This window comes from Geodermatophilus poikilotrophus (assembly GCF_900111455.1).
Lineage (GTDB): Bacteria > Actinomycetota > Actinomycetes > Mycobacteriales > Geodermatophilaceae > Geodermatophilus > Geodermatophilus poikilotrophus.
This window is the reverse complement of the sequence record NZ_FOIE01000008.1, coordinates 214,223-231,604: the sequence shown is the minus strand read 5'-3', so window position 1 is coordinate 231,604 and position 17,382 is coordinate 214,223. Positions and strand designations below refer to the sequence as shown.

14 protein-coding genes are annotated in these 17,382 nt (G+C 73.9%); 13 read left to right on the top strand and 1 reads right to left on the bottom strand.

Annotated features, from left to right (window positions below):
* The 11 genes from nuoF to BMW27_RS18615 all read left to right on the top strand — a co-directional run bounded on the left by nuoF (position 1) and on the right by BMW27_RS18615 (position 14,532).
* The gene (nuoF, locus tag BMW27_RS18665; RefSeq protein WP_091446722.1) at positions 1-1,329 is read left to right on the top strand and encodes an NADH-quinone oxidoreductase subunit NuoF; all 1,329 of its coding nucleotides are present in this window, start codon (positions 1-3) and stop codon (positions 1,327-1,329) included.
* The gene (locus tag BMW27_RS18660) at positions 1,326-3,782 is read left to right on the top strand and encodes an NADH-quinone oxidoreductase subunit G (RefSeq protein WP_091446721.1); all 2,457 of its coding nucleotides are present in this window, start codon (positions 1,326-1,328) and stop codon (positions 3,780-3,782) included. Before nuoF ends, BMW27_RS18660 begins: the two co-directional genes overlap by 4 nt.
* Positions 3,779-5,239 carry an NADH-quinone oxidoreductase subunit NuoH gene (nuoH, locus tag BMW27_RS18655; protein ID WP_091446720.1) on the top strand — a complete coding sequence of 487 codons (1,461 nt, stop codon included), beginning with the start codon at positions 3,779-3,781 and terminating at the stop codon, positions 5,237-5,239. Before BMW27_RS18660 ends, nuoH begins: the two co-directional genes overlap by 4 nt.
* Positions 5,232-5,927 carry an NADH-quinone oxidoreductase subunit NuoI gene (gene nuoI, locus BMW27_RS18650; protein WP_281244777.1) on the top strand — a complete coding sequence of 232 codons (696 nt, stop codon included), beginning with the start codon at positions 5,232-5,234 and terminating at the stop codon, positions 5,925-5,927. The genes nuoH and nuoI overlap by 8 nt, the downstream gene beginning before the upstream one ends.
* The gene (locus BMW27_RS18645) at positions 5,924-6,748 is read left to right on the top strand and encodes an NADH-quinone oxidoreductase subunit J (RefSeq protein WP_091447116.1); all 825 of its coding nucleotides are present in this window, start codon (positions 5,924-5,926) and stop codon (positions 6,746-6,748) included. The genes nuoI and BMW27_RS18645 overlap by 4 nt, the downstream gene beginning before the upstream one ends.
* The gene (gene nuoK / locus BMW27_RS18640) at positions 6,745-7,044 is read left to right on the top strand and encodes an NADH-quinone oxidoreductase subunit NuoK (RefSeq protein WP_091447113.1); all 300 of its coding nucleotides are present in this window, start codon (positions 6,745-6,747) and stop codon (positions 7,042-7,044) included. Before BMW27_RS18645 ends, nuoK begins: the two co-directional genes overlap by 4 nt.
* A 16-nt stretch (positions 7,045-7,060) precedes the next feature.
* Positions 7,061-8,956, top strand: a complete 1,896-nt coding sequence (nuoL, locus tag BMW27_RS18635; protein ID WP_175486563.1) for an NADH-quinone oxidoreductase subunit L — start codon at positions 7,061-7,063, stop codon at positions 8,954-8,956.
* Positions 8,957-8,987: 31 nt separating this feature from the next.
* Positions 8,988-10,625 carry an NADH-quinone oxidoreductase subunit M gene (locus BMW27_RS18630; RefSeq protein ID WP_091446719.1) on the top strand — a complete coding sequence of 546 codons (1,638 nt, stop codon included), beginning with the start codon at positions 8,988-8,990 and terminating at the stop codon, positions 10,623-10,625.
* Positions 10,625-12,172: an NADH-quinone oxidoreductase subunit NuoN gene (gene nuoN, locus BMW27_RS18625; RefSeq protein WP_091446718.1), complete on the top strand. Its 1,548-nt coding sequence runs from the start codon at positions 10,625-10,627 to the stop codon at positions 12,170-12,172. The genes BMW27_RS18630 and nuoN overlap by 1 nt, the downstream gene beginning before the upstream one ends.
* The gene (locus BMW27_RS18620) at positions 12,172-13,230 is read left to right on the top strand and encodes a polyprenyl synthetase family protein (RefSeq protein WP_175486562.1); all 1,059 of its coding nucleotides are present in this window, start codon (positions 12,172-12,174) and stop codon (positions 13,228-13,230) included. Before nuoN ends, BMW27_RS18620 begins: the two co-directional genes overlap by 1 nt.
* A gap of 69 nt (positions 13,231-13,299) precedes the next feature.
* Entirely contained in the window at positions 13,300-14,532 is a 1,233-nt protein-coding gene (locus BMW27_RS18615) for a PQQ-dependent sugar dehydrogenase (RefSeq protein WP_091446717.1), read from the top strand.
* 60 nt (positions 14,533-14,592) lie between these two features.
* Here the strand turns inward: BMW27_RS18615 and BMW27_RS18610 are convergent, their stop codons facing one another.
* Positions 14,593-15,252, bottom strand: a complete 660-nt coding sequence (locus BMW27_RS18610) for a pyridoxamine 5'-phosphate oxidase family protein (protein WP_091446716.1) — start codon at positions 15,250-15,252, stop codon at positions 14,593-14,595.
* Between the two features lie 91 nt (positions 15,253-15,343).
* Here BMW27_RS18610 and BMW27_RS18605 point away from each other — a divergent pair, with 91 nt between their 5' ends.
* Positions 15,344-16,711 carry an aminotransferase-like domain-containing protein gene (locus BMW27_RS18605; protein WP_091446715.1) on the top strand — a complete coding sequence of 456 codons (1,368 nt, stop codon included), beginning with the start codon at positions 15,344-15,346 and terminating at the stop codon, positions 16,709-16,711.
* 188 nt (positions 16,712-16,899) lie between these two features.
* A partial coding sequence (locus BMW27_RS18600; RefSeq protein WP_217638204.1) for a hypothetical protein occupies positions 16,900-17,382 on the top strand: 483 nt, incomplete at its 3' end.

The window sequence follows — 17,382 nt, the reverse complement described above, 5'->3', positions numbered from 1 at the left end:
ATGCCCCTCGCACCCGTGCTCACCTCGCGCTGGGCCGAGCCGCAGTCCTGGCGGCTGTCGACCTACGAGCGGCTCGACGGCTACACCGCGCTGCGCACCGCGCTGTCCATGACCCCCGACGAGCTGGTCGGCATGGTCAAGGACTCCGGGCTGCGCGGCCGTGGCGGCGCGGGCTTCCCGACCGGCATGAAGTGGAGCTTCATCCCGCAGCCCAAGCCGGGGGAGACGCCGACCGGGCCGGCCGCGCTGCCCAAGTACCTCGTGGTCAACGCCGACGAGGGCGAGCCGGGCACCTGCAAGGACCTGCCGCTGATGATGGCCGACCCGCACTCCCTGGTGGAGGGCGTGGTCATCGCCTCCTACGCCATCCGGTCGCACCTGGCGGTCATCTACGTCCGCGGCGAGGCGGTGCACGCCCACCGCCGGCTGGTCAACGCCGTCCGCGAGGCCTACGAGGCGGGCTACCTCGGCACCGACATCCTCGGCTCGGGCTACGACCTGGAGCTGATCGTGCACGCGGGTGCCGGCGCCTACATCTGCGGCGAGGAGACCGCGCTGCTCGACTCGCTCGAGGGCTACCGCGGGCAGCCGCGCCTCAAGCCGCCGTTCCCCGCCGTGGCCGGCCTCTACGGCGCCCCCACGGTGATCAACAACGTGGAGACGCTGGCCAGCGTGCCGTTCGTCGTCCGCGGCGGCTCGGACTGGTTCAAGGAGTTCGGCCCGGAGCGGTCGCCCGGACCGAAGATCTACTCGCTGTCGGGCCGCGTCGTCCGCCCCGGCCAGTACGAGGCCCCCATGGGGACGACGATGCGCGAGCTGCTGGACATGGCCGGCGGCGTCCGCCCGGGGCACGAGCTCAAGTTCTGGACGCCGGGCGGCTCGTCGACGCCGTACTTCACCCCCGAGCACCTCGACGTCCCGCTGGACTTCGACTCGGTGGCCGCCGCGGGCTCGATGCTCGGCACCACCGCGCTCATGGTCTTCGACGAGACCGACTCGATCGTCGAGGCCACCCTGCGGTTCACCGAGTTCTACGCGCACGAGAGCTGCGGCAAGTGCACCCCGTGCCGCGAGGGGACGTACTGGCTGGTGCAGGTCCTGCAGCGCCTGGTCGACGGCCGGGGGACGGCGGCGGACCTGGACCTGCTCACCGACACCTGCGACAACATCCTGGGCCGCTCCTTCTGCGCCCTCGGTGACGGCGCGACCAGCTGCATCTCCAGCTCGCTGAAGTACTTCCGCGACGACTACGTCGCGCTGCTGCCGCCGGAGGAACAGGCCCGCCTGGGCCGCAGTCTCCGGCTCGAACCCGTCGGAGTGGCCTCGTGACGACGCCCCAGCCCGCCCCGGCCACCGCGCCCGCGGTGCCCGGTCCGCAGACCCCGCCGGACGCCGTCCACTGCTCGATCGACGGCTTCGACGTCGCCGTGCCCAAGGGGACGCTGATCATCCGGGCCGCCGAGCAGATCGGCGTCCAGATCCCGCGGTTCTGCGACCACCCGCTGCTCGAGCCGGTCGGCGCCTGCCGCCAGTGCCTGGTCGAGGTGGAGGGCCAGCGCAAGCCGGTCGCCTCCTGCACCATGCCGGTCACCGACGGGATGGTGGTGAAGACCCAGCTCACCAGCCCGGTCGCCGACAAGGCGCAGCAGGGCACGATGGAGCTGCTGCTCATCAACCACCCGCTGGACTGCCCGGTCTGCGACAAGGGCGGCGAGTGCCCGCTGCAGAACCAGGCGATGAGCAACGGCCGCACGGAGAGCCGGTTCGTCGACGTCAAGCGCACCTACCCCAAGCCGCTGCCGATCAGCAGCGAGGTGCTGCTCGACCGCGAGCGCTGCGTGCTCTGCGCCCGCTGCACGCGCTTCTCCCAGCAGGTCGCCGGCGACCCGTTCATCGAGCTGTTCGAGCGCGGCGCGCTGGAGCAGGTGGCCATCTACGAGGACGAGCCGTTCTCCTCCTACTTCTCCGGCAACACCACGCAGATCTGCCCGGTCGGCGCCCTGACCAGCGCCCAGTACCGGTTCCGCTCCCGACCGTTCGACCTGCGCAGCGAGCCGAGCGTCTGCGAGCACTGCGCCTCCGGCTGCGCCCAGCGCACCGACTACCGCCGCGGCAAGGTGCTGCGCCGGCTGGCGGGGGACGACCCGGCGGTCAACGAGGAGTGGAACTGCGACAAGGGGCGGTGGGCCTTCCGGTACGCCACGGCCAACGACCGGCTCACCACGCCGCTGGTCCGGCGGGACGGCGTGCTGCAGCCCGCGTCCTGGCCGGAGGCGTGGGCCGCGGCCGCCGAGGGGCTGCGCGCCGCGCGGGACGCCGGCGGGGTCGGGGTGCTGCCCGGCGGGCGGCTGACCGTGGAGGACGCCTACGCCTACGCCAAGTTCGCCCGGGTGGCGCTGGGCACCAACGACGTCGACGCCCGCGCCCGCGCGCACTCGGCCGAGGAGCTGGCCTTCCTGGTGGCGCACGTCGCCGGCACCGGCCCGGCCAACGGTGCGGTCACCTACGACGACCTGACCAGCGCGCCTGCCGTGCTGCTCGCCGGCCTGGAGCCGGAGGAGGAGTCGCCGATCGTCTTCCTGCGGTTGCGCCGGGCGGTGCGGAAGAACCGGCTGGCGGTGTACGACCTCGCCCCGTTCGCCACTGCCGCCGCGGAGAAGCTGCAGGCCACGGTGCTGGCCACCCGGCCCGGCACGGAGGCCCGCTCGCTGGCCGCCCTCGCCGAGGGCAGCTGGGGCGGGCCCGCGGTCGAGGCGCTGCGGCAGTCGGGGGCGGTCGTGCTCGCCGGCGAGCGGCTGGCCGAGTCGCCCGGCGCGCTCTCGGCCCTCGTCGCACTCGCCCGCGCGACCGGCGCCCGCGTGGCGTGGGTGCCGCGGCGGGCCGGTGAGCGCGGTGCCGTCGAGGCCGGGGCGCTGCCGGCCCTGCTCCCCGGCGGTCGCCCGGTCACCGACGCCGGCGCCCGCGCCCAGGTCGCCGCCGCCTGGGGTGTCGACGAGCTGCCGGCCACCCCCGGGCGCGACACCACCGGCATCCTCACCGCGGTGGTCCACGGGGAGCTCGCCGGCCTGCTCGTCGGCGGCGTCGACCCCGCCGACCTCCCGGATCCGGGCCTGGCCGAGGCCGCCCTGGCCCGGGCCGACTTCGTGGTGAGCCTGGAGATGCTCCCCAGCGCGGTCACCGAGCACGCCGACGTCGTCCTCCCGGTGGCCGCCGCCTCCGAGAAGGCCGGCGCCTACCTGGACTGGGAGGGCCGGCTGCGCCCGTTCGACACCACGCTGCACGGCGCCGGGCAGCTGCCCGACGGCCGCGTGCTGCAGGGCCTGGCCGACGAGATGGACGTCGACCTGCGGCTGCCCGCACCCGAGGTCGCCCGTGCCGAGCTCGCCGCCCTCGGCGTGGTCGCCGAGCGCCCGCGGGTCCGGGGTCTGGACGTCGTCCCGCCGGGTGACCCGGAGCTCGCCGAGGACCAGGCGGTGCTCGCCTCCTGGCGGCAGCTGCTGGACGTCGGGACGCTGCAGCGCGACGAGCCGGAGCTCGCCGGCACCGCCCGCCCGCCGGTCGCCCGTCTCGGCAAGGACGCCGCCCGCCGGCTGGGCCTGGCCGACGGCGACCGGGTCACCGTCTGCGGCGCGATGGGGGAGGTCAGCCTGCCGGTGCTGGTGACCGAGATGCCCGACCAGGTGGTCTGGCTGCCGATGCGCTCACCGGGCAGCGAGCTGCGCACCCGGCTGGGCACCCCGCCCGGCGGCGTCGTCCGCCTGGTCGCGGGGGGTGCGGAGTGATCCTCGCCGCCGCGGCCGACCAGCCGACCCTCGCGGACTTCGGCACCGACGTGTGGTGGATCGTCCTCATCAAGGTCGTCGGGGTCTTCGCCCTGCTGGTGCTGCTGACGCTGTTCGCCATCGTGTTCGAGCGCAAGGTCGTCGCGCGGATGCAGCAGCGGATCGGCCCCAACCGGGTCGGGCCGCGCGGCTACCTGCAGAGCCTCGCCGACGGGCTGAAGCTGGCGTTCAAGGAAGACATCATGCCGGCGCTGGCCGACAAGCCGGTCTACTTCCTGGCCCCGGTCCTCGCCACCGTGCCCGCGTTCCTCGCGTTCTCGGTGATCCCGCTCGGCCCGGTGGTCAGCATCTTCGGCCAGCAGACGCCGCTGCAGCTCACCGACGCCCCCATCGGGGTCCTCGTCGTGCTGGCCTGCTCGGCCATGGGGATCTACGGCATCGTCCTCGGCGGCTGGGCCTCCGGGTCCACGTACCCGCTGCTGGGCTCGCTGCGCAGCGCCGCGCAGATGATCAGCTACGAGATCGCGATGGGCCTGTCGATCGTCGCGGTGTTCCTCTACGCGGGGTCGATGTCCACCTCGGAGATCGTCGCGGCGCAGGCCGACGGCAACCCGGTCTCCTTCTTCGGCCTGGAGTTCACCGGCCCCGGCTGGTTCGCCGTCCTGCTGCCGGTCTCCTTCGTCATCTACGTCATCGCCGTGGTGGGGGAGACCAACCGGGCGCCGTTCGACCTGCCCGAGGCCGAGAGCGAGCTGGTCGGCGGCTTCCACACCGAGTACTCGTCGCTGAAGTTCGCGCTGTTCTTCCTCGCCGAGTACATCAACATGGTCACCGTCTCCGCGCTGGCCGCGACGCTGTTCCTCGGCGGCTGGCGGGCGCCGTGGCCGATCTCGGTCTGGGACGGCGCCAACTCCGGCTGGTGGCCACTGCTGTGGTTCTTCCTCAAGGTCGTCGCCGCGCTGTTCGTCTTCATCTGGCTGCGCGGCACGCTGCCCCGGCTGCGCTACGACCAGTTCATGCGCTTCGGGTGGAAGGTGCTGGTCCCGACCGCGCTGGTCTGGATCCTCGCCGTCGCCACCATGCGCACCGTGGCCCGCGAGGCCGACCTCTCCACCGGCCAGGTGGCGCTGTTCGTCGGCGTCCCGATCGCGCTGCTCGTCATCGCCGTGCTGCTGGTCGCCAGCCGCGCCAGCAACCGGGCCACCCGCCTCGCCGCCCGTGAGGCGGCGGCGGGCTCCAACCACCCCACCGAGCCCGAGGTGCTGCCGCCGCCCGGGCCGCGCCGCGGGCCGGGCGGTCCCAGCCGGGCCGAGGGCGGCTTCCCCATCCCGCCGATGGACCTCGCCGTCCCGCCGTCGCCCCGGCTGCGCCGCCGCGACGCGGTCGCGCCCGAGGGCGCCGTGGTGGGCACCGGACGGCGCAGCACCACCACGATCGAGGAGGACGTCGATGACTGAGCACCGCGACGTGGACCGCCGTTCGCCGGATCCCCACGACCCCGGTCACGACATGGTGGCGCAGACGAAGCGCGAGCTCGAGCGCCGCGGCCGCGACGCCGGGGCGGTCAAGCGGTCCAGCTGGCTGCCCGGTCCCGGGCAGGGCTTCGGGGTCACCTTCGCGCAGATCTTCCGCAAGGTGACCACCGAGGAGTACCCCGAGGTGCCCAAGGTGACCAAGCCGCGCTACCACGGGCGGCACGTGCTGAACCGGCACCCCGACGGGCTGGAGAAGTGCGTCGGGTGCGAGCTGTGCGCCTGGGCCTGCCCCGCCGACGCCATCTACGTCGAGGGCGGTGACAACACCGAGGACGAGCGCTACTCGCCCGGCGAGCGGTACGGGCGCGTCTACCAGATCAACTACCTGCGCTGCATCTTCTGCGGCCTGTGCATCGAGGCCTGCCCCACCCGCTCGCTGACCATGAGCAACGACTTCGAGCTGGCCGACGACAACCGGGCCGACCTCATCTACACCAAGGAGCAGCTCATGGCGCCGCTGCTGCCGGGCATGGAGGCCCCGCCGCACGCCATGCGGCTGGGGGAGGACGAGAAGGACTACTACGTCCGGGAGGCAGCAGGAGCGGCCCCGCCGGTCGACCCCGCCGCCGGTGCGCGCGTCGACCAGCCGGTGCCAGGGGCCCGGTCGTGAACCCCGACGTCGTCATCGGCACCGGCGAGGCCGTCGTCTTCTGGGTGCTCGGGCCCATCGCGCTGGCCGGCGCGCTGGGCATGGTGCTCTCGCGCAACGCCGTCCACTCGGCGCTGTGGCTGGTCAACACGATGCTGGCGCTGGGCGTCTTCTACGTCGTCCAGGAGGCGCCGTTCCTCGGCGCGGTGCAGATCATCGTCTACACCGGCGCGATCATGATCCTCTTCCTGTTCGTGCTGATGCTGGTCGGCCGCGACTCGTCCGACTCGGTGGTGGAGACGCTGCGCGGTCAGCGGGTGGCGGCGATCGTGCTCGGCCTCGGCTTCGCCGGGCTGGTCGGCGCCGGCATCGCCCGGGCCACCCAGGGCATCCCCGTCGCCGGCCTCGCGGCCGTGCAGGGCGCGGAGACCAGCAACATCGAGGCGATCGCCGAGGTGCTCTTCACCCGCTACCTGCTGGCGTTCGAGGTCACCAGCGCGCTGCTCATCACCGCCGCCGTCGGGGCGATGGTGCTGGCCCACATCGAGCGCGAGCCCGGCACCCGGCCCACGCAGAAGGAGCTGTCGCGCGCCCGGTTCCTCACCGACCGGCCGCAGACGCTGCCCGGACCGGGTGTCTTCGCGCGCGGCAACTCCGTCGCCGCGCCGGCGCTGCTGCCCGACGGGCGGCTGGCCGAGGACAGCTTCGCGACCGGGATCGAGCCCCAGGAGGTCGAGCAGATGCCGAGGCCCACCGGCCGGGCCGAGCTCGGCACCCCCGACGCGGCGCTGGGCACCCTCGACCCGGCGCCCAGCGACGTCCCGGGGGGGCGCGACCGATGAGCCTCACGCACTACCTGGTGCTCGCCGCGATCCTGTTCACCATCGGCGCGGTCGGCGTCCTCGTGCGGCGCAACGCGATCGTCGTGTTCATGTGCGTCGAGCTGATGCTCAACTCGGTGAACCTGACGCTGGTCACCTTCGCGCGGGCCAGCGGCACCCTCGACGGCCAGGTCATGGCGTTCTTCGTCATGGTCGTCGCCGCCGCCGAGGTCGTCGTCGGCCTCGCGATCATCATGTCGCTCTTCCGGACCCGCCGGTCGGCGTCGGTCGACGACGCCAACCTGCTCAAGTACTGAGGGACGGGGACCGGGGATGGACACCGCACCGGCCGACGGGCTGATCACCTCCGCCTGGCTGCTCATCGCGCTGCCGCTGGCCGGCGCCGCCGTCCTGCTGCTCGGGGGACGGCGCACCGACCGCTGGGGGCACCTGCTGGGCACCGGCACGGTCGTCGCGGCCTTCGTGCTCGGCCTGCTGTGCACGCTGCAGCTGGACGGCCGGCGGCTCGACGTCGACCTGTTCACCTTCGTCGCCACCGGGTCGCTGGACGTGCAGGCCGGCCTGCTGTTCGACCCGCTCTCGGCGGTCTTCGTCCTCCTGATCACCGGCGTCGGCGCGCTGATCCACGTCTACTCGATCGGCTACATGGCGCACGACCCCCGGCGCCGGCGGTTCTTCGCCTACCTGAACCTGTTCGTCGCGGCGATGCTGCTGCTGGTCCTCGGCGACAACTTCGTGGCCCTGTACGTCGGCTGGGAGGGCGTGGGCCTGGCGTCCTACCTGCTCATCGCCTTCTGGCACGAGCGCCCGTCGGCGGCGACCGCCGCGAAGAAGGCGTTCATCATGAACCGGGTCGGCGACGTCGGGCTGGCGCTGGCGATCTTCCTGATGTTCGCGCAGCTGGGGACGGTCTCCTACGACGGCGTGTTCGGCGCGGTCGGCACCCTGGCCGGCGGCACGGTCACCGCGATCGGGCTGCTGCTCCTGCTCGGCGCGTGCGGCAAGTCCGGCCAGTTCCCGCTGCAAGCGTGGCTGCCCGACGCCATGGAGGGCCCGACCCCGGTGTCGGCGCTGATCCACGCGGCCACCATGGTCACCGCCGGCGTCTACCTCATCGCGCGCTGCGCACCGGTCTACGATGCGACGCCCACCGCGCGGGCCGCCGTCCTCGCCGTGGGCGCGATCACCCTGATGATCGGCGCGATCGCCGGCTGCGCCCAGGACGACATCAAGAAGGTGCTGGCCTACTCGACGGTCAGCCAGATCGGCTACATGTTCCTGGCCGTCGGGCTCGGCCCGGTCGGCTACGTCGCGGGCCTGGCGCACCTGCTCACCCACGGCTTCTTCAAGGCCGGCCTGTTCCTCGGTGCCGGCTCGGTCATGCACGCGATGGACGACGACGTCGACATGCGCCGCTTCGGCGGGCTGGCCTCGCGGATGAAGGTCACCTTCGTGACGTTCGGGCTGGGCTACCTGGCGCTGATCGGCTTCCCGTTCCTGTCCGGCTTCTACACCAAGGACGCGATCATCGAGGCCGCGTTCGACCGCGGCGACGGCTGGGGCTACCTGCTCGGCGGGATCGCGATCCTGGCCGCCGGGCTCACCGCCTTCTACATGACCCGGCTGATGCTCATGACCTTCTTCGGCCGCCCCCGCTGGGAGCCCGGGGTGCACCCGCACGAGTCACCGTCGGTGATGACCGCGCCGATGGTCCTGCTCGCCGTCGGTTCGGTCCTCGCCGGCTTCCTGCTGGTCGTCGCCTTCCCGCTGGAGGAGTGGCTGACCCCGGTCTTCGGCGAGCCAGAGGCGGCCGAGCACGTCGTCGCGCCGCTCGTGGTGAGCATCCTGGTCACCGTGGTGATGGCACTCGGCGTGCTCACCGCCTGGCTGTTCGTCGGCCGCCGCGAGGTCCCGGTGACCGCGCCGGTGCGGGTGTCGCCGGTGACCCGCGCCGCCCGCCGCGCCCTCTACGCCGACGCGGTGAACGAGTCGCTGTTCATGCGGCCGGGCCAGTGGCTGACCCGTGCGCTGGTCTTCGTCGACAACCGCGGGGTCGACGGCGCGGTCAACGGGCTGGCCGCGACGCTGGGCGGCTCGTCGTCCCGGCTGGGCCGCACCCAGACCGGGTTCGTCCGCTCCTACGCGCTGTCGATGCTCGGCGGCGCGGTGGTCGTGGCGGGCGCGCTGCTGGCGGTGACGGCCGGGTGACCGGGTCCCTGCAGAACCGAGAGGCCACGTCGTGACCGACTTCCCCTGGCTCCTGACGATGATCGCCGTCCCGGCGGTCGGGGCGGCCGTCGTCGCGGCGCTCCCGCGGGGCCGCGAGGAGACCGCCAAGCAGGCCGCCCTCGGGGTGAGCCTGCTGGTGCTGCTGCTCGCGGTGCTGGCGACCGTCGCCTTCGACGCCGGCGGTGAGCGGTTCCAGCTGACGACGTCGGTCCCCTGGATCCCCGACTTCGGTGTCGACTTCGCCCTCGGCGTCGACGGCATCGCGCTGGTGATGCTGCTGCTCATCGGCGTCCTGGTGCCGGTGGTGGTGCTCGCCTCCTGGCGCGACGAGCCCACCGGGCACCGGTCGATGAAGACCTTCTTCGCCTGGCTCCTGCTGCTGGAGTCGCTGATGGTCGGCGTCTTCGCCGCCACCGACGTCTTCCTCTTCTACGTCTTCTTCGAGGCGATGCTCGTCCCGATGTACTTCCTGATCGGCAGCTTCGGCGGGCCGCGCCGGCAGTACGCGGCGGTCAAGTTCTTCCTCTACAGCCTGGTCGGCGGGCTGGTCATGCTGGCCGCCGTCATCGGGCTGTACGTGGTGAGCGCCGGCGAGCTGGGCGAGGGGACGTTCGCCTTCGACGCACTGCGGGGGATGGAGATCGACCCGGGTATGCAGAAGCTGCTGTTCCTCGGGTTCTTCGTCGCGTTCGCGATCAAGGCACCGCTGGTGCCGTTCCACACCTGGCTGCCCGACTCCGGTGCCGAGGCGCCGATCGGCGGGTCGGTGCTGCTGGTCGGCGTCCTGGACAAGGTCGGCACCTTCGGCTTCCTGCGCTACTGCCTGCCGCTGTTCCCCGACGCCTCGCGCGACCTCGCGCCGTACGTGCTCGCCCTCGCCGTCGCCGGCGTCCTCTACGCCGCGCTGCTGGCGATGGGCCAGAGCGACATGAAGCGGCTGGTCTCCTACACCTCGATCGCGCACTTCGGCTTCATCGCCCTGGGCATCTTCGCCTTCACCACCGAGGCGGCCACCGGGGCGGTGCTCTACATGGTCAACCACGGCATCGCGACCGGCCTGCTGTTCCTGGTCGTCGGCATGCTCATCGCCCGTGGCGGCTCCCGGCAGGTCGGCGACTACGGCGGCGTGGCCGCCCAGGCGCCGCTGCTGGCCGGCGTCTTCCTCGTCGCGGGCCTGGCCTCCCTCGCGCTGCCGGGCACCAACAGCTTCGTCAGCGAGTTCCTCGTGCTGATCGGCTCCTTCCCGACCCGGCCGGTGTTCACGGTGCTGGCCACCGTCGGCATCGTGCTGGCGGCGCTGTACGTGCTGCTGCTCTACCAACGCACCATGCACGGCCCGCCGCGCGGCGTGCTGCTCGAGCCGTCGCCGGAGACCTCTGCGCCCGCCACGGGCGGCGGGGGAGGGGCCACCGCCGCGACCGCCACCCTCGAGGCCCCGCCGCCGGCGCCGGCCCGGCTGCGGGTGCGTGACCTCTCCCGCCGCGAGCTGGCCGTCGCCGCGCCGATGGTCGCACTGGTCATCGCGCTCGGGGTCTACCCGCAACCGCTGATCGACCTGATCGAGCCGGCGGTCGCCGCCACCATGAGCGACGTCGGGGCCGACCCGGCCGGCGTCTCGCCCGAGGCTCCCGTCGAGGGGACGGACTGATGATCGAGGCCCCGGACCTCTCCCTGGCCGCGCTGGCACCTCTGCTGTTCGTCTTCGGTGCCGCCTGCGTCGGCGTCCTCGTCGAGGCGTTCGCGCCGCGCGAGAGCCGGCACCCCGTGCAGGTCGCCGTCGCGCTGGTCGGCACGCTCGGCGGGCTGGTCAGCAGCCTGCTGCTGGCGGGGGAGCGGCAGGTGACCGCGGGCGGTGCGCTCGCCGTCGACGGCGCCGCGGTGTTCCTGCAGGCCACCATCGCCGGGCTCGGCGCGCTGTCGCTGCTGCTGTTCGCCGAGCGCTCGCTGGACCCGGCCCGCTCCGCCTTCGTCGCCGCCGCGGCCGTGCCCGCGGGCAGCCCGCGCGACCGCGAGCTGATCACCGCCCCGCGCGTGCAGACCGAGGTCTACCCGCTGGCCACGTTCGCCATCGGCGGCATGATGCTGTTCGTCGCGGCCAACGACCTGCTGGTCATGTTCGTCGCGCTCGAGGTGCTCAGCCTGCCGCTGTACCTGATCAGCGGGCTGGCCCGCCGCCGGCGACTGCTGTCGCAGGAGGCGGCGGTCAAGTACTTCCTGTTGGGCGCGTTCGCCTCGGCCTTCTTCCTCTACGGCCTGGCGCTGGTCTACGGCGCCACCGGCAGCATCCGGCTGTCGGCCATCCGCGAGGCGTCCGCCGGGGAGGCCGGGGGCGGGGTCCTGCTGGTCCTGGGGCTGGCCCTGCTCGTCGTCGGGCTGATGTTCAAGGCCAGCGTGGCGCCGTTCCACGCCTGGACGCCGGACGTCTACCAGGGCGCCCCGACACCGGTCACCGCCTTCATGGCCGCCTGCACCAAGGTCGCGGCCTTCGGGGCGATCCTGCGGCTGCTCTACGTGGCGTTCGGCACCGACGAGTGGACCTGGCGGCCGCTCGTCTACGGCATCGCGATCGTCTCGATGGTCGTCGGTGCCGTCCTCGGGCTCACCCAGACCGACCTCAAGCGGATGCTCGCCTACTCCTCGATCGCCCACGCCGGCTTCCTGCTCACCGGCGTCCTCGGCTACGGCAGCGGAGCCGACGGCACGGGCTCGGGCCTCGGGGCCACGATGTTCTACCTGCTGGCCTACGGGCTCACCACGATCGGCGCCTTCGCGGTGCTCACCCTGGTCCGCGACGGCGACGGCGAGGCCACCCACCTGTCGAAGTGGGCGGGGCTCGGCCGCCGCTCGCCGCTCACCGCGGCGGTGATGGCGCTGTTCCTGCTGGCGCTGGCGGGCATCCCGCTCACCAGCGGCTTCACCGGGAAGTTCGCCGTCTTCCGGGCCGCGATCGACGACGGGGCCTGGCCGCTGGTGGTCGTGGCGCTGCTGGCCAGCGCCGTCGCGGCGTTCTTCTACGTGCGCGTCATCGTGCTGATGTACTTCTCCGAGCCAGCCGTCGACGGACCGACGGTCGGCGTCCCCGGCCTGCCGACGACGCTAGTGCTCGCCGTGACGGTCACCGCGACGGTGGTGCTGGGCGTCGTGCCCGGGGCGGTGCTCGATCTGGCACAGCAGGCGGCTATCTTCGTCGGTTGATGACCGGAGCCAGCGCCGCCGTCGGCGGGGACACCCCGACCGACACCTGGCAGCGGATCTCGACCCCCGCCTCGACGATCGGCCCGTGGCTGCCCGAGGGCGACCTGGGCGTCCGGCTCGCCGCGGGGCTGGGCCGCGTCGAGGAGGCGCTGCGCACGGCCGTCGGCAGCGACCACCCGTTCGTGCGGGAGGCGGCCGGGCACCTGGTCGCCGCCGGCGGCAAGCGCTTCCGCCCGCTGCTGGCGCTGCTCGCCGCCGAGCTCGGCGACCCGCACGCGCGGGGGGTCACCGAGGCCGCGGTGGTCTGCGAGCTCACCCACCTGGCCACGCTGTACCACGACGACGTCATGGACGAGGCCGTCGTCCGCCGCGGTGCCCCCAGCGCCAACAGCCGGTGGTCCAACAGCATCGCCATCCTCACCGGCGACTTCCTCTTCGCCCGCGCCTCCGACCTGCTCGCCGACCTCGGCCCCGAGGCGGTGCGCATCCAGGCGCGGACCTTCGAGCGACTGGTCACCGGGCAGATCCGGGAGACCGTCGGCGCCCAGCCCGGGGACGACCCGGTCGACCACTACCTCGACGTGCTGGCCGACAAGACCGGCTCCCTGGTGGCCACCTCGGCGCGCTTCGGTGCCTCCTTCGCCGGGGTGGACGCCGAGCTGGTCACCGCGCTCACCGCCTTCGGCGAGGAGGTCGGCGTCGCCTTCCAGCTCTCCGACGACCTGCTCGACATCCTCAGCCGGGACGGCGCGTCGGGGAAGTCGCCCGGCACGGACCTGCGGGAGGGCATCGCCACGCTGCCCGCCCTCTTCGCGCTCGCCGGCGACGACCCGGCCGAGCAGCGGCTGCGCGCGCTGGTCTCCGGACCCATCACCGACGACGCCGAGCACGCCGAGGCCCTGGACCTGCTGCGCTCCTCGGCGGCGCTGCAGCGGGCCACCGGGGTGCTGCGCGAGTACGCCGACCGGGCGCAGGCGCGGCTGTCCGGCGTCCCGGAGGGGCCGGTCCGCGAGGCGCTCTCGGCCCTGTGCGACTACGTCGTGACGCGCACCAGCTGAGCACCCCGTGACGGCCCCCCTGCCCCCCACCACTCGGAGCCCGTCCCGCTCACCGTTCGCGAGCTCCCGGTGAACCTCCGGACGGGGCCGGCTGCACTCGGCACGGGAGCCGTCCTGCTGCTGTCCGCGTGCTCCGCGACGCCCGGCGAGGAGCCCGCGGCCGCGGCACCCGCCGAGCAGAGCGCCCCGACGGCGACGACGTCCCCGCCCGCGCCGCCTGAGCCCGATCCGGCGTCCGAGCCCCGCCCGGCGCTGGACGTGGCGGTCCTCGCCGAGGGTCTGGACCACCCCTGGGACGTCGCCCAGGCCCCCGACGGCACCCTGCTGCTCGACGAGCGGGGCGGCGGGCTGACCGCGGTGCTGACCGACGGCACGGTGCGCGCGCTCGACGCCGACTTCGGCGACCTGTTCGCCACCGGGGAGACCGGGCTGATGGGCCTGGTGCTCGACCCGGGGTTCGCGCGGGACCGCCGCTTCTACACCTGCCAGGGCGTCGAGGAGGACGGCGCAGCGGAGATCCAGGTGACCGCCTGGACCGTCGACCCGGGCTGGACGACGGCGACCCGCGTCGCCGACCCGCTGATCGACGACATCCCGGTCAACGAGCGCCGCGGCCGGCACGGCGGCTGCCGGCTGCGCTTCGACGGCACCGGGGCACTGCTCGTGGGCACCGGCGACAACGCCGTCGCCACCAACGCCCAGGACCTCGGCACGGTCGCCGGCAAGGTGCTGCGGGTCGACCCGGCCACCGGCGAGGCGGCCGCCGGCAACCCGTTCCTGGGCCGCCCGGACGCCGACCCGCGGGTGTGGACCTACGGGCACCGCAACGTGCAGGGCCTCGCCGTCCGCCCGGGAACGGGGCAGGTCTACGCCGCCGAGCACGGCCCCCGCCGGGACGACGAGGTGACCCTGCTGCAGGCCGGCGGCAACGGCGGCTTCGCGCCCCAGGGCCCCGGCTACGGCGAGTTCGTGTCGATGACCGACCTCTCCCTGCCCGAGGCGATGCCGGCCACCTGGGCGTCGGGGGACCCCACCATCGCCCCCTCGGGCGCGACCTTCCTGGCGGGCGAGCAGTGGCAGGGGTACGAGGGCCTGCTGCTGCTCGGCATCCTGAGGGACCAGGGCGTCCTGGCCCTGCGCGTGGCCGACGACGGGACCCTGCGCGAGCAGTTCCGGCTGCCCGAGCTGGAGGGCACGTACGGCCGCATCCGCAGCGTGCAGCAGGGCGGGGACGGCGCGCTGTACGTCACCACCGACAACGGCGACGGCGAGGACCGCCTGCTGCGGGTCACCCCGCGCTGAGCGGCCCCGTCCCGGGCCCCGCCCCGAACCTGCGAAGGGTGGGGAGGACGGGGTCCTTTCTCAGACCCCCCGGTCCCGGATCCGGGCCGGCACCGGCGCCCCGTCCGGCAGCAGTGGGCACGGTTCGGGCTCCCCGACGACGGTGCGCAGCGGCAGCACGCCCGCCCACACCGGTGCGGCCAGGTCGCGCTCGTCGTCGCCGGGCGGGCCGGTCCGCACCTTGAGGCTGGCCTCGGTCAGGTCGAGGGCGAGCAGTGCGGTGGCGGCGAGCTCCCTGCGGTCGGGCTGCCGGGTGGCGGCCCAGGAGCCGGGGGCCAGCTGCTCGGTGAGCGCCTCCAGACCCAGCAGGCGCTCGCCCGGGTCGGTCACCCGACGGGCGACGCCGTGGACGACGGCGCAGCGGTAGTTCATCGAGTGGTGGAAGGCCGAGCGGGCGTAGACCACGCCGTCGACGTGGGTCACCGTGAAGCAGACCGGCACACCGGCGGCCGCGGCGCGCAGCGTCGCCGCGCCGGTGGAACCGTGCAGGTAGAGGGTGTCGCCCCGCCGCCCGTAGCCGGTCGGCAGCACGACCGGCGAGCCGTCCAGGACGACGCCCAGGTGCCCCACCAGGCCGGCGTCGAGGACGGCGTGCAGCTCGGTGCGGTCGGTGCGGGCCCGCTCGGCGCCCCGGCGGACCGTGCTGCGGGCGGTGGGCGAGAGCGGTGGTGCGGTGTCCATGGCCTCACCGTGCCCGGTGCGGTGGCCCCGTCCAAGGGCCAATACGCTGGCGATCCAGCAGGCCACTGCCCCGAAGCCGGAGGAGGTGCGGGTGGTCGACGTCCCGCCCCTGGTGCTCGACCGCGGATCGGGGAGGCCGCTGTCGGTGCAGCTGGCCGACGCGCTGCGAGCGGCCACCGTGGGCGGCGTGCTCCGCCCGGGCGACCGGCTGCCTTCCACGCGGGAGCTGGCGGTCGCCCTCCGGGTCAGCCGCACCGTCACCGCCGCCGCCTACGACCAGCTGCTGGCCGAGGGCTGGGCGGACGGGCGCCGCGGCGTCGGCACGTTCGTCGTCGGGGCGCAGACCGCGGCTGCGGCACCCTCCCCGGCGCGCCCCGCGGCTCCGCGGGTGGTCGCAGCGCCGATCGAGCTGCGCGCCGGCGCGCCGTGCCTGGAGGTCCTGGACCGCTCGGCCTGGCGGCGGGCGTGGCGGGCTGCGGGGGACCCCGCCCCCGACGCCGGTCCGGAGCCGGCCGCCGACCCGGGCTTCCAGCGCGCCGTCACCGACCACCTGCTCCGCCACCGCGGCCTGGCCGCCCTGCCCGATGACGTGCTGGCCACCGCCGGGACCTCGGCGGCCGTCGCGGAGGTGGCCCGGCTGCTGCCGCCCGGCAGCCGCGTGGGGGTCGAGGACCCGGGCTACCAGCGGGTGTTGGGGGCGCTCCGGGACGCCGGCGTGACCGTGGTGCCGCTGCCGGTGGATCGGGACGGCCTCGTCGTCGACGCGGTCCCCACGGGGCTGGCGGCGGTCTACTGCACGCCGGCGCACCAGTACCCCCTCGGCCGCCGCCTGTCCGCGGCCCGCAGGCTCGGCCTGGTCGCCCGGGCCCGCGCCGAGGGCTGGTGGGTGCTGGAGGACGACTACGACGGCGAACTGCGGTACGACGTCGCGCCGCTGCCGCTGCTGGGTGCACTCGGGCCGGACGTCGCGGTGCACCTGGGCACGAGCAGCAAGATCGTCAGTCCCACGCTGGGTGTGGGCTGGGTGGTGGCGCCGCCGGACCTGCGCGCCGCGCTGGTCGCCCGGCGGACGGCGACCGGTACCCGACCCGCGCGGGCCGGACAGCGGGTGTTCGCCGCGCTGGCCGGCAGCGGTGACCTGGCCCGGCACCTGCGCCGGCTCCGGCGGGAGCTCGTCGTCCGGCGCGAGCAGGTGCTGGCGGCGGTGGCCGCAGGCGGGGCGCACGCCGAGGGCGACCCGGCCGGCGCCCACGTGCTCGTGCCGCTGCCGGACCGGGCGGCCGAGGAGGGGGTCATCGCCGCAGCGGCCGCGGACGGCGTCGCGGTGGACGGACTGGGACGGCACTGGACGGGACCCGGGCCGCACGCGGCCGGACTGGTCGTGGGGTTCGCCGCGCCGACCCGCGCCGACCTGGGCCGTGCCCTGCCGGTGCTGACCAGAGCGCTGTGCGACGTATGAGATGGCCGCGTTGTCGGGGCCAGGCTGTAGGTGAGACGGGCCCGGGAGTCACGCCTCGCCCGGGGTCCGGAGCTCGTAGCGCCGGATTCACCGTGACCTGGTTGTGATCTCCCGGCGGACCCCGAGAGGGTCTCGGCCGTCATTGCACTCTCGGCCGCACGGATGCGGCCGCCGGGAAGGAAGACTCCATGAACCGTTCACGTCTGCTGCTCGCCCTGCCCGCCGCCACGGCGATGGTCCTCGTCGGAGGCTCGCCGGCACTCGCTGGCGACGGGCACTCCGACGACGGCACCTGGGCCAAGGTCATCGAGATCAACGACGAGGCCGAACTCGAGGAAGACGGCGACAAGCTCAAGGTCACGTTCGAGTACAAGTGCGAGGAGGAGGACGAAGACTCCGTCACGGCCGATGTGGTCGCCGAGAACGAGGACAAGGACATCCGCTACGAGAAGGCGGACGAGGACCTCGACTGCAACGGCGAGAAGAACGAGATCACCGTCGAACTCGAGGTCGTCGAGGACTACGAGAAGGCCGAGGAGGGCGACAAGGTCGACGTGACGGTCACCATCACCGAGGACGACGAGAAGCTCGACGAGGAGACCAAGGAGGACGTCGAGGTCGTTGACGAGGACAACGGCGACAAGGACAACGGCGACAAGGACAACGGCGAC

What these genes read in the sequence shown, in the direction of transcription:
- nuoF (WP_091446722.1), top strand. Translation starts at nt 1, where the DNA reads ATGCCCCTCGCACCCGTGCTCACCTCGCGCTGGGCCGAGCCGCAGTCC.
- nuoI (WP_281244777.1), top strand. Translation starts at nt 5,232, where the DNA reads ATGACTGAGCACCGCGACGTGGACCGCCGTTCGCCGGATCCCCACGAC.
- nuoK (WP_091447113.1), top strand. Translation starts at nt 6,745, where the DNA reads ATGAGCCTCACGCACTACCTGGTGCTCGCCGCGATCCTGTTCACCATC.
- nuoL (WP_175486563.1), top strand. Translation starts at nt 7,061, where the DNA reads ATGGACACCGCACCGGCCGACGGGCTGATCACCTCCGCCTGGCTGCTC.
- nuoN (WP_091446718.1), top strand. Translation starts at nt 10,625, where the DNA reads ATGATCGAGGCCCCGGACCTCTCCCTGGCCGCGCTGGCACCTCTGCTG.
- BMW27_RS18620 (WP_175486562.1), top strand. Translation starts at nt 12,172, where the DNA reads ATGACCGGAGCCAGCGCCGCCGTCGGCGGGGACACCCCGACCGACACC.
- BMW27_RS18610 (WP_091446716.1), bottom strand. Translation starts at nt 15,252, where the DNA reads ATGGACACCGCACCACCGCTCTCGCCCACCGCCCGCAGCACGGTCCGC.